The organism is Kosakonia sp. ML.JS2a, from assembly GCF_025642095.1.
Taxonomy (GTDB): Bacteria; Pseudomonadota; Gammaproteobacteria; order Enterobacterales; family Enterobacteriaceae.
The window spans coordinates 1,865,648-1,877,590 of sequence record NZ_CP106754.1; the positions used below are offsets into that span (position 1 = coordinate 1,865,648).

12 protein-coding genes are annotated in these 11,943 nt (G+C 54.0%); all 12 read left to right on the forward strand.

Going from position 1 to position 11,943, the window contains the following annotated elements:
- The first annotated feature begins 27 nt into the window (after positions 1-27).
- The 12 genes from wcaA to cpsG all read left to right on the forward strand — a co-directional run bounded on the left by wcaA (position 28) and on the right by cpsG (position 11,909).
- Positions 28-873 carry a colanic acid biosynthesis glycosyltransferase WcaA gene (wcaA, locus tag N7922_RS08900; RefSeq protein WP_263100183.1) on the forward strand — a complete coding sequence of 282 codons (846 nt, stop codon included), beginning with the start codon at positions 28-30 and terminating at the stop codon, positions 871-873.
- Complete coding sequence (gene wcaB, locus N7922_RS08905) at positions 873-1,364, forward strand: colanic acid biosynthesis acetyltransferase WcaB (protein WP_263100184.1); 492 nt, start codon at positions 873-875, stop codon at positions 1,362-1,364. Before wcaA ends, wcaB begins: the two co-directional genes overlap by 1 nt.
- Positions 1,361-2,578 carry a colanic acid biosynthesis glycosyltransferase WcaC gene (gene wcaC, locus N7922_RS08910; RefSeq protein ID WP_263100185.1) on the forward strand — a complete coding sequence of 406 codons (1,218 nt, stop codon included), beginning with the start codon at positions 1,361-1,363 and terminating at the stop codon, positions 2,576-2,578. Before wcaB ends, wcaC begins: the two co-directional genes overlap by 4 nt.
- Entirely contained in the window at positions 2,553-3,773 is a 1,221-nt protein-coding gene (gene wcaD, locus N7922_RS08915; RefSeq protein ID WP_263100867.1) for a colanic acid polymerase WcaD, read from the forward strand. The genes wcaC and wcaD overlap by 26 nt, the downstream gene beginning before the upstream one ends.
- A 13-nt stretch (positions 3,774-3,786) precedes the next feature.
- Entirely contained in the window at positions 3,787-4,533 is a 747-nt protein-coding gene (wcaE, locus tag N7922_RS08920) for a colanic acid biosynthesis glycosyltransferase WcaE (protein WP_263100868.1), read from the forward strand.
- A gap of 22 nt (positions 4,534-4,555) precedes the next feature.
- Positions 4,556-5,110: a colanic acid biosynthesis acetyltransferase WcaF gene (gene wcaF, locus N7922_RS08925; protein WP_263100186.1), complete on the forward strand. Its 555-nt coding sequence runs from the start codon at positions 4,556-4,558 to the stop codon at positions 5,108-5,110.
- A 25-nt stretch (positions 5,111-5,135) separates the two neighbouring features.
- The gene (gmd, locus tag N7922_RS08930) at positions 5,136-6,257 is read left to right on the forward strand and encodes a GDP-mannose 4,6-dehydratase (protein WP_263100187.1); all 1,122 of its coding nucleotides are present in this window, start codon (positions 5,136-5,138) and stop codon (positions 6,255-6,257) included.
- 2 nt (positions 6,258-6,259) lie between these two features.
- Positions 6,260-7,225 (forward strand): GDP-L-fucose synthase, encoded by a 966-nt coding sequence (gene fcl, locus N7922_RS08935; protein WP_263100188.1) that lies wholly within the window; start codon positions 6,260-6,262, stop codon positions 7,223-7,225.
- 2 nt (positions 7,226-7,227) lie between these two features.
- Positions 7,228-7,701 (forward strand): GDP-mannose mannosyl hydrolase, encoded by a 474-nt coding sequence (locus N7922_RS08940; protein WP_263100189.1) that lies wholly within the window; start codon positions 7,228-7,230, stop codon positions 7,699-7,701.
- Positions 7,698-8,996: a colanic acid biosynthesis fucosyltransferase WcaI gene (wcaI, locus tag N7922_RS08945; protein WP_263100190.1), complete on the forward strand. Its 1,299-nt coding sequence runs from the start codon at positions 7,698-7,700 to the stop codon at positions 8,994-8,996. The genes N7922_RS08940 and wcaI overlap by 4 nt, the downstream gene beginning before the upstream one ends.
- Entirely contained in the window at positions 8,993-10,429 is a 1,437-nt protein-coding gene (gene cpsB / locus N7922_RS08950) for a mannose-1-phosphate guanyltransferase (protein ID WP_263100191.1), read from the forward strand. The genes wcaI and cpsB overlap by 4 nt, the downstream gene beginning before the upstream one ends.
- A 109-nt stretch (positions 10,430-10,538) precedes the next feature.
- Positions 10,539-11,909, forward strand: a complete 1,371-nt coding sequence (gene cpsG / locus N7922_RS08955) for a colanic acid biosynthesis phosphomannomutase CpsG (protein ID WP_263100869.1) — start codon at positions 10,539-10,541, stop codon at positions 11,907-11,909.
- Positions 11,910-11,943 lie beyond the last annotated feature (34 nt).

Sequence of the window (11,943 nt, forward strand, 5' to 3'; positions counted from 1 at the left end):
CATGTTGAACGTATTAGGGATCGCATCATGAGCACAACAGCAAACCCGTTAATTTCCATTTATATGCCAACCTGGAACCGGCAACAGCTGGCGATCCGCGCCATTAAATCGGTGCTGCGTCAGGATTATCCGCACTGGGAAATGATCATTGTTGATGATTGCTCCACGACCTTCGGGCAACTGCAACAATTTGTCGAGGAACTGGGCGACCCGCGTGTGAGCTACACGCGCAACGCATTTAATTCCGGCGCGTGCGCGGTGCGTAACCAGGCGATTTTGCAGGCGAAAGGGCAGTACATCACCGGCATTGACGATGACGACGAGTGGACGCCAAATCGTCTGTCCGTGTTTCTGGCGCATAAAGATCTGCTCAACACGCGCGCTTTTTTATACGCCAATGATTATGTCTGCCAGGGCGAAGTGTACGCCCAGCCTACCAGCCTGCCGCTGTACCCGAAATCGCCGTTTTCCCGCAAGCTGTTTTACAAGCGCAATATTGTCGGGAATCAGGTGTTTACCTGGGCATGGCGCTTTAAAGAGAGCCTGTTTGATACGCAACTGAAGGCCGCTCAGGATTACGATATTTTTCTGCGCATGGTGGAAGAGTACGGCGAACCGGCGAAAATCGAAGAGGCCACGCAGATCTTGCACATTAACCACGGTGAAATGCAGATCACCTCATCGCCAAAGAAATTTTCCGGTTATTTCCACTTTTATCGCAAGCATAAGGCCAAGTTCGACCGCGCCAGTAAAAAGTACCAGTTGTTTACCCTGTACCAGATCCGCAATAAGCGCATGAACTGGCGTACGTTGTTAACGCTGTTTTCCCTGCGTAATGGCAAACGTCTGGCTGATGGGCTGCGGGGGAAATAATGCGACTGGAAGACTTTCGCGCTAATCACTGGAGCTTACGTCCATGCTGCATGGTTGCGGCGTATCGCATCGCCCACTTTTGCTCCGTCTGGCGCAAAAAGCATGTCATTAACAACCTGTGGGCCGCCCCGGTGTTGCTGCTGTACCGCTTTGTCACCGAATGCCTGTTCGGCTACGAGATACAGGCCGCAGCCACCATCGGCCGCCGTTTCACCATCCATCACGGCTACGCGGTGGTGATCAACAAAAACACCATCGCCGGTGACGATTTCACGATTCGCCACGGTGTCACCATCGGTAATCGCGGCGCAGAGAGTCTGGCCTGCCCGGTGATTGGCAACGGTGTTGAGCTGGGCGCAAACGTGGTGATCATCGGCGACATTACCATTGGCAACCATGTCACCATCGGCGCGGGTAGCGTGGTGCTCGACAGCGTGCCGGACAATGCGTTGGTGGTGGGTGAGAAGGCGCGTGTGAAGGTAATTAAATGAATATTTTACAGTTTAACGTGCGCCTCGCTGAAGGCGGCGCTGCCGGTGTGGCGCTGGATCTGCACCAGCGCGCACTGCGTAAAGGCATGCAGTCACGCTTTATTTATGGCTATGGCAAAGGCGGAAAAAAAAGCGTCAGCCACGACGACTATCAGCAGGTGTATAAACAGACGCCGCGTCTGACATCGATCGCCAACCTGGCGCTATTTCGCCTGTTTAACCGTGATGTTTTTGGCAACCTGAATAATCTCTACCGCACGGTGACCCGCAGCGAAGGGCCGGTGGTGCTCCATTTTCATGTGATGCACAGCTACTGGCTGAATCTGGAAGAGGTCGTGACCTTTTGCCTGAAGGTGAAAGCTCACAAGCCGGACGTCACCTTTGTCTGGACGTTGCACGATCACTGGAGCGTCACCGGGCGCTGCGCCTTTACCGATGGCTGCGAAGGCTGGAAAGAGCAGTGCAAAAAATGCCCAACTCTGGCCAATTATCCGCCAGTCAAAGTGGACCGTGCGCATCAGCTGGTGTCGGGTAAGCGTCAGCTTTTCAACGACATGCTGGCGCTGGGCTGCCAGTTTATTTCCCCCAGCCAGCATGTGGCGGATGCCTTTAATAGCCTCTACGGCGCGGGACGTTGCCGCATTATCAATAACGGGATTGATGTCGCGACCGAGGCGATTTTGTCGGAGCTGTCGCCGGTGACCGTCACGCAGGGGAAACCGAAAATCGCTGTTGTGGCCCATGATTTGCGGTATGACGGCAAAACCAACCAGCAACTGGTGCGCGACATCATGGCGCTGGACTCCCGCGTGGAGCTACACACGTTCGGCAAGTTTTCGCCGTTTGAGGCGTCAAATGTGGTTAACCACGGTTTTCTGACGGATAAACGCAAACTGATGAGTGAACTCAACCAGATGGATGCGTTGCTGTTCACATCACGGGTGGATAACTATCCGCTGATTCTGTGCGAAGCGCTCTCTATTGGCGTACCGGTGATTGCCACCCACAGCGATGCCGCTCGCGAAGTGTTGCAGAAATCAGGCGGCCAGACGTTCAGCGAAGACGCGGTGCTGCCGCTGGTGCAGTGCCATAAAGCTGAGATTGCGCAGGCCGTGTTTGGCGAAAGCCTGGAGACGTTCCGCGCACGTAGCCGTCAGGCATACAGTGGACAACAGATGCTGGAGGAGTATGTCTCATTCTATCAAGGTCTGTAGTTACCTCCTGCTACCGCTGATTTACCTGCTGGTCAACGTCAAGATCGTCTCCCTGGGGGAGAGCTTTCCGGTGACCATCGTGACGTTTCTGCCAGTACTGTTGTTGCTCTACGTTGAGCGCATCAACCTGAAAAAGTTGATGATTGCGTTAAGCATCGGTGCGGCGTTAACGCTCTTTAACTACGTCTTCGGCAAGTCGCTGGATGCCAGCAAATACGTGACCTCAACGATGCTGTTTGTCTACATCGTGATCATTATCGGCATGGTGTGGAGCATCCGCTTCAAAACCGTTTCACCGCATAACTACCGCAAGATTTTGCGCTTTTTCTATGCGGTGGTGGCGATGGTGGTGATGCTGGCGGCGCTGGAAATGGCACAGATTATCCTGACCGGCGGCAGCAGTCTGATGGAGGTGATTTCGAAATACCTCATCTACAGCAACAGTTACGTGCTGAATTTTATCAAATTTGGCGGTAAGCGAACCACGGCGCTATATTTCGAGCCTGCGTTCTTCGCTCTGGCATTAATCTCAATTTGGCTCAGCATCAAACAGTTCGGTATCAAAACGCCGAAGACCGATGCTATGATTTTGGCAGGGATAGTACTTTCGGGATCGTTCTCAGGGGTAATGACATTTATCATGTTTTACCTGCTGGAATGGGCTTTCCAGTATTTGAACAAAGAAGCGATCCGAAAAAAGTTACCGTTGGCAATTATTTCATTGGCAGTCTTTATCGTCGGGATTGTGTTTGCTTTTCCATATATCGCGACGCGTGTCGGTGATTTAGGAACGGAAGGCTCTTCATCTTATTACCGCATTATCGGTCCGCTTGTGATGGTAGGATATTCGCTGACCAATATCGACGGGGTAGTAAGATTCGGCTCACTTTATGAATATGTCGCATCATTCGGAATCTTTAACGGTGCAGACGTCGGGAAAACAATAGACAATGGGTTGTATCTGCTGATCATTTATTTTTCATGGTTCGCAGTAATACTAACCGGGTGGTACCTGTTTAAAGTTGGGAAAATGATGATCAGCGCCTTCGGCAATAATCAGAATTTTCGCGTACAGCTTTACCTGTTTACACCGATATCGTTGTTTTTTACGGGGTCAATTTTTAGCCCGGAATATGCGTTTTTAATTGTTTGTCCGTTTATTCTGCGTAAAGCGCTGAATATAGTGAAAACATAAAGAGGTGGGTCAAATGCTGCTAACTGTTATTACTGTTGCATTTCGCAATCATGAAGGTGTGGTGAAGACCTGGCAGTCTCTGGCCCATCTGGCGAAAGCGCAGGATATCGAGTTCGAATGGATTGTCGTTGATGGCGGCTCGCAGGATGGCACTGCGGAATTTCTGAAAAATCTCAACGGTCAGTACAACTTACGTTATATTAGCGAGCGTGACAAAGGCATTTACGATGCGATGAACAAAGGCATCGATATGGCCACGGGCCGCTTTGCGTTATTCCTTAATTCCGGCGATATCTTCCATGAAGAAATTGTGGATGTTGTTCGCCAGCTGGATGAGGAAACAGACCATGCGATGTATATTGGCGATGCGATGCTGGATTTCGGCGATGGCACTAAAATACGTCGTAGCGCAAAACATGGCTGGTATATTTACCACAGTTTGCCGGCCAGCCATCAGGCGATATTTTTCCCGGTAAATGGTCTGAAAACATACCCCTACGATCTGCAATTTAAAGTCTCTTCCGATTACGCATTAGCAGCCAGAATGTTTAAAGCGGGTTTTCCGTTTAAGCGTTTGAAAGGTCTGGTGTCTGAATTTTCAATGGGCGGCGTATCCACATCGAATAACCTTGAATTATGTCAGGATGCTCGCAAGGTTCAGCGCACAATATTGCGAGTGCCGGGTTTTTGGGCGCAATTGTCATATATGTTGCGTTTGCGAACAACTGGCAAAGCAAAGGCCTTATATAACAAAGCATAGCGCTCAAATATAAGGAAAACAGATGCAGGATTTACAAGGATTCTCCGTGCCAAAAGGCTTTCGGGGCGGCAATGCTATTAAGGTTCAACTGTGGTGGGCTGTTCAGGCGACATTATTCGCATGGTCCCCGCAGGTGCTGTATCGCTGGCGTGCCTTCTTATTGCGTCTGTTTGGCGCAAAGGTAGGAAAAGGGGTGGTTATTCGCCCTTCAGTCAGGATCACCTACCCATGGAAATTAACGTTAGGCGATTACAGCTGGGTAGGAGATGACGCAGTGTTATACACGCTGGGTGATATTTCTATCGGCGCAAATTCCGTTGTTTCACAGAAATGTTATTTGTGCACCGGCAGTCACGATTATACGAGCGCGCATTTTGACATTAACGCGACGCCTATCGTGATTGGTGAAAAGTGCTGGCTGGCGACGGATGTGTTTGTCGCGCCTGGCGTCACCATCGGCGACGGAACGGTGGTCGGTGCGCGCAGCAGTGTTTTTAAATCGCTACCGGCAAATGTGATTTGCCGTGGCAATCCCGCAGTGGTGACGCGCGAACGCGTTGAAAAGGTAACTCCCTAACAGGGAACATTGAGGAAAATAAATTATGTCTAAAGTCGCTCTCATCACCGGCGTAACCGGGCAAGATGGTTCTTATCTGGCGGAACTGCTTCTGGAAAAGGGCTATGAAGTCCACGGCATTAAGCGTCGCGCCTCCTCATTCAATACCGAACGTGTGGATCACATCTATCAGGATCCGCATACCTGCAATCCGAAGTTCCACCTGCATTACGGTGATCTGACTGATACGTCAAACCTGACCCGTATCCTGCAAGAGGTTCAGCCGGATGAAGTGTACAACCTGGGGGCGATGAGCCACGTAGCAGTATCCTTTGAATCTCCGGAATACACCGCCGATGTGGATGCAATGGGTACGCTGCGTCTGCTGGAAGCCATTCGCTTCCTGGGTCTTGAGAAGAAAACCCGTTTCTACCAGGCCTCCACCTCTGAGCTGTATGGTCTGGTGCAGGAAATCCCGCAGAAAGAAACCACGCCGTTCTACCCGCGTTCTCCGTACGCGGTGGCCAAACTGTACGCCTACTGGATCACCGTTAACTACCGTGAATCTTATGGCATGTACGCCTGTAACGGCATTCTGTTTAACCACGAGTCTCCGCGCCGTGGCGAAACCTTCGTGACCCGCAAAATCACCCGCGCTATCGCTAACATCGCACAGGGCCTCGAATCCTGCCTGTATCTCGGCAACATGGACTCCCTGCGTGACTGGGGCCATGCGAAAGACTACGTGAAAATGCAGTGGATGATGTTGCAACAGGACAAACCGGAAGATTTCGTGATTGCCACAGGCGTGCAGTATTCCGTACGTCAGTTCGTGGAAATGGCGGCTGCGCAACTGGGTATCAAACTGCGCTTTGAAGGCACCGGCGTGGAAGAGAAAGGCATTGTGGTGTCGGTGACGGGTCATGATGCACCGGGCGTGAAACCGGGCGATGTGATCATTGCCGTTGACCCTCGCTACTTCCGTCCTGCTGAAGTGGAAACCCTGCTGGGTGATCCGACCAAAGCGCATGAACGTCTGGGCTGGAAACCGGAAACGACTCTGCAAGAAATGGTCTCCGAGATGGTCGCAAAAGATCTGGAAGCAGCGAAAAAACACTCACTGCTTAAGGCCCACGGTTACGAGGTTGCCATCGCGCTGGAGTCCTGAGCATGACGAAACAACGTATTTTTGTGGCTGGCCATCGCGGGATGGTGGGGTCAGCCATCGTTCGGCAGCTTGAACAGCGTGCGGATGTTGAACTGGTCCTGCGTTCCCGCGAGGAGCTGAACCTGTTGGATTCCGCCGCCGTGCATGCGTTTTTCGCAAATGAACGCATTGATCAGGTGTACCTGGCGGCAGCGAAGGTGGGCGGTATTGTGGCGAACAATACCTACCCGGCGGACTTCATCTACGAAAATATGATGATTGAGAGCAACATCATTCATGCGGCACACCTGCATGACGTGAACAAACTGTTGTTCCTCGGTTCGTCCTGTATCTACCCGAAACTGGCGCATCAACCGATGGCGGAGAGCGAGCTGCTGCAAGGCACGCTGGAGCCGACCAACGAACCGTATGCGATTGCCAAGATTGCCGGCATCAAGCTGTGCGAATCCTACAACCGCCAATATGGCCGTGATTATCGCTCAGTGATGCCGACCAACCTGTACGGGCCGCACGATAACTTCCACCCGAGCAACTCGCACGTGATCCCTGCGTTGCTGCGCCGCTTCCATGAAGCAACGCAAGAGAACGCGCCGGATGTGGTGGTGTGGGGCAGCGGTACGCCAATGCGCGAATTCCTGCATGTGGACGACATGGCTGCCGCCAGCATTCACGTTCAGGAACTGGCGAGAGAAGTGTGGCTGGAAAATACCGAACCGATGCTGTCGCACATTAATGTCGGCACCGGGGTGGATTGCACGATCCGCGAACTGGCGCAAACCATGGCCAACGTGGTGGGCTACAAAGGTCGCGTGGTGTTTGACGCCACGAAACCGGATGGTACGCCGCGTAAGTTACTGGATGTGACACGCCTGCACCAGCTTGGCTGGTATCACGAGATCTCACTGGAAGCCGGCCTTGCCAGCACCTACCAGTGGTTCCTTGAAAACCAGCACCGGTTCCGGGGGTAGGCATGTTTTTGAGTCATGAAGATTTTGCCACGGTGGTGCGTTCCACCCCGCTGATTTCCATCGATTTGATCGTGGAGAATTCACGCGGCGAGTTTTTACTCGGTAAACGCACTAACCGTCCGGCCCAGGGATACTGGTTTGTGCCGGGCGGACGCGTGCAAAAGGATGAACCGCTGGCGGTGGCTTTCGAGCGCCTGACCCAGGCGGAACTGGGGCTGCGCCTGCCGATGTCGGCAGGTGAGTTCTACGGCGTCTGGCAGCACTTCTATGACGATAACTTCTCCGGTAGTGCGTTTTCCACCCACTACATTGTGCTCGGTTTCCGTTTACGTGTGGACGAGGAGACGCTCGCGCTGCCGACGGACCAGCACAATGATTATCGCTGGGGGACGCCGGAGTCGCTGATTGCCGATCCGCTGGTGCATGACAACAGCCGCGCCTATTTCCTCGATGCGCAGGGAGTTCCGGGCTTATGAAAATCCTGGTCTATGGCATCAACTATTCGCCGGAGCTGACCGGGATCGGTAAGTACACCGGCGAAATGGTGGAATGGATGGCCCGTCAGGGCCATGACGTGCGCGTGATCACCGCGCCTCCGTACTATCCGGAGTGGAAAGTCGGCGAGCATTACAGCGCCTGGCGCTGGCGAAAAGAGCAGGGGGCCGCCACGGTGTGGCGTTGCCCGTTGTATGTCCCTCGTCAGCCTTCGACGTTAAAGCGGTTGCTGCACCTGGGCAGTTTTGCCCTGAGTAGTTTCTTCCCGCTGATGGCGCAACGTCGCTGGAAACCGGATCGCATTATTGGCGTGGTGCCCACGCTGTTTTGCACACCGGGCATGCGCCTGCTGGCGAAGCTCTCGGGCGCACGCACGCTGTTGCACATTCAGGATTATGAAGTTGACGCGATGCTCGGCTTAGGCATGGCGGGCAAAGGCAAGAGCGGTCGCGTGGCGCGTCTGGCAACGGCTTTTGAACGTAGCGGCCTGCATAACGTCGATAACGTCTCCACCATCTCCCGCTCAATGATGAACAAAGCGCGGGAGAAAGGGGTGGTGGCGGACAAGATCATTTTCTTCCCGAACTGGTCCGAAGTGGCGCGTTTTCGCGATGTCGATGCAGAAAGCATCGCGCAGTTACGCCGCCACCTCGGTCTGCCGGATGACAAAAAAATCATTCTCTATTCCGGCAACATCGGTGAGAAGCAGGGGCTGGAAAACGTGATTGAAGCCGCTGCGCGCCTGCAAAGTCATCCGTGGTTGTTTGTCATTGTCGGGCAGGGCGGCGGTAAAGCACGACTGGAAAAAATGGTCAGCGAACGCGGTCTGGACAACGTGAAATTTTTCCCGTTGCAGCCGTACGACGCGCTGCCCGCGCTGTTAAGCCTGGGCGATTGCCATCTGGTTATCCAGAAACGCGGCGCGGCGGATGCGGTACTGCCGTCGAAGTTAACCAACATTCTGGCCGTGGGCGGCAATGCGGTGATCACCGCAGAAGAGAGTACCGAACTTGGCCAGTTATGCCTGGCGCAGCCTGGTATTGCGGTCTGCGTGGAGCCGGAATCGGTGGATGCGCTGGCCTGGGGCATCGAACGCGCGTTAGCGCTGCCCAAAAACAACACGGTGGCACGTGAATATGCCGAACGCACGCTCGAGAAAGAGAACGTGTTACGCCAATTTATTGCTGATATCAGCCCGGAAAATTCCGCTCAGCCTGAGCATGCGCACACGCAGCACGGCAGCCTGAATTTCGACGGCAATGGGGATAAATCATGAGTCAAACGCAACTGTATCCGGTAGTGATGGCCGGAGGCTCCGGTAGCCGTCTGTGGCCATTGTCCCGCGTGCTTTACCCTAAACAATTCCTGTGCCTGAAGGGCGATCTTACGATGCTGCAAACCACCGTCAGTCGTCTGAACGGGGTGGATTGCGAAAGCCCGGTGGTGATTTGTAATGAACAGCACCGTTTTATCGTTGCCGAGCAACTGCGCCAGCTGCATAAGCTGACCGAAAACATCATCCTGGAACCGGCGGGGCGTAACACGGCGCCGGCTATCGCTCTCGCGGCGCTGGCGGTTAAGCGTCATAACCCGGATGCCGACCCGTTAATGCTGGTGCTGGCTGCTGACCACGTTATTCAGAACGAAGACGCTTTCCGGACATCCGTTCGCAACGCGATTCCTTATGCAGAAAGCGGCAAGCTGGTGACCTTCGGGATTGTGCCTGATATGCCGGAAACCGGTTATGGCTATATCCGCCGTGGCGAGGTCTGCGAAGGCAAAGTGGATGCGGTTGCCTTCAACGTGGCGCAGTTCGTGGAAAAACCGAACCTGGAAACCGCGCAGGGCTATGTGGCCACTGGCGAATATTACTGGAATAGCGGCATGTTCCTGTTCCGCGCCGGTCGGTTCCTGGAAGAGTTGAAAAAATACCGTCCGGACATTCTTTCCGCATGCGAAAGGGCGATGGAGGCCGCTGACCCGGATATGGACTTTATCCGTGTTGATGAAGAGGCGTTTCTTGCCTGCCCGGAAGAGTCGATTGACTACGCGGTGATGGAGAGAACCGCCGATGCGGTTGTGGTGCCGATGGACGCAGGCTGGAGTGACGTGGGCTCCTGGTCTTCGCTGTGGGAAATCAGCCAGCATACGCCGGAGGGAAACGTCCATCACGGCGACGTTATCAGCCATGACACCGAGAATAGCTATGTTTATGCGGAGTCCGGACTGGTGACGACCGTCGGCGTAAAAGATTTGGTGGTGGTGCAGACCAAAGACGCGGTGCTGATTGCTGACCGAAATCATGTGCAGGATGTGAAAAAAGTGGTGGAAAAAATCAAAGCAGATGGACGCCACGAACACCATATCCACCGTGAAGTCTATCGCCCGTGGGGGAAATACGACTCTATTGATTCCGGCGATCGCTACCAGGTTAAACGCATTACCGTCAAACCTGGCGAAGGCCTGTCCGTACAGATGCACCATCACCGCGCAGAGCACTGGGTGGTTGTGGCAGGTACGGCGAAAGTCACCATTGATGATGAGGTCAAATTATTAGGCGAGAACGAGTCGATTTACATCCCGCTCGGCGCGCGCCATTGCCTGGAAAACCCGGGAAAAATTCCGCTCGATCTGATTGAGGTGCGCTCCGGTTCGTACCTTGAAGAGGATGACATTGTGCGATTCAAGGATCGCTACGGGCGCATTTAATGTCCGTTGCCGGATAACGAAGCCGTTATCCGGCCTGAAACTTTTATTAATCAATTATATATGGCCATTTTGCGGTCAAGGCTGACTGTTGCCTGAAGAAGAGGTAATGATGGAAAAATTAACCTGTTTTAAAGCTTACGATATCCGTGGAAAGCTGGGCGAAGAACTGAATGAAGAGATTGCATGGCGTATTGGCCGCGCCTACGGTGAATACCTGAAGCCGCAGACCATTGTGCTGGGCGGCGATGTGCGCCAGACCAGCGAGGCGCTGAAAATGGCGCTGGCGAAAGGTCTGCAGGACGCTGGAGTGAACGTACTGGATATCGGACTTTCCGGTACCGAAGAGATCTATTTCGCGACCTTCCATCTTGGCGTGGATGGCGGCATTGAAGTGACGGCCAGCCATAATCCGATGGATTACAACGGCATGAAGCTGGTGCGTAAGGGCGCGCGTCCGATCAGCGGCGACACCGGCCTGCGCGATGTGCAGCGCCTGGCGGAAGCCAATGATTTTCCTCCGGTCAACCCGGACAAACGCGGCAGCTATAAACACATCAACCTGCGTGATGCCTACATCGACCATCTGCTGGGGTATATCGATACCAACAACCTGAAACCACTGAAACTGGTGATTAACTCCGGTAATGGCGCGGCAGGCCCGGTGATCGACGCCATTGAGGCACGTTTTAAGGCGCTCAACGTGCCGGTAACCTTTGTCAAAGTGCATAACGAACCGGATGGCACCTTCCCGCACGGTATTCCTAACCCGCTGCTGCCAGAGTGCCGCGCCGATACCCGCAATGCGGTGATTGAGCACCACGCGGATATGGGCATCGCGTTTGATGGCGATTTCGACCGCTGCTTCCTGTTCGACGGTGAAGGGCAGTTTATTGAGGGCTACTACATTGTTGGCCTGCTGGCGGAAGCGTTCCTCGAAAAACATCCGGGGGCGAAGATCATTCATGACCCGCGCCTCTCCTGGAATACCGTCGACGTTGTCAGTCGTGCAGGCGGCACGCCGGTGATGTCGAAAACCGGCCACGCGTTCATTAAAGAGCGCATGCGCGAAGAAGACGCCATTTACGGCGGCGAGATGAGCGCGCACCACTATTTCCGCGACTTTGCCTATTGCGACAGCGGCATGATCCCATGGCTGCTGGTAACGGAACTGCTGTGTCTGAAAGGCAAAACGCTGGCCGAACTGGTCAGCGACCGCATGGTGGCGTTCCCGGCAAGCGGTGAAATCAACAGCAAACTGGCCGATCCGGCAACGGCGATCGCCCGTGTCGAGCAACACTTCACGGCCGGGGCGCAGGAGATCGATCGCACGGACGGCATCAGCATCGCGTTCCCGGACTGGCGCTTTAACCTGCGCTCATCCAATACGGAACCGGTTGTGCGCCTCAACGTGGAGTCCCGCCAGGATGTGCCGCTGATGGAAGCGCGAACGCAGGAAATTCTGGCGCTGTTGAATCAGTAAATATCAGGCGTTCCTCTCCCCTTGGTCGGGGAGA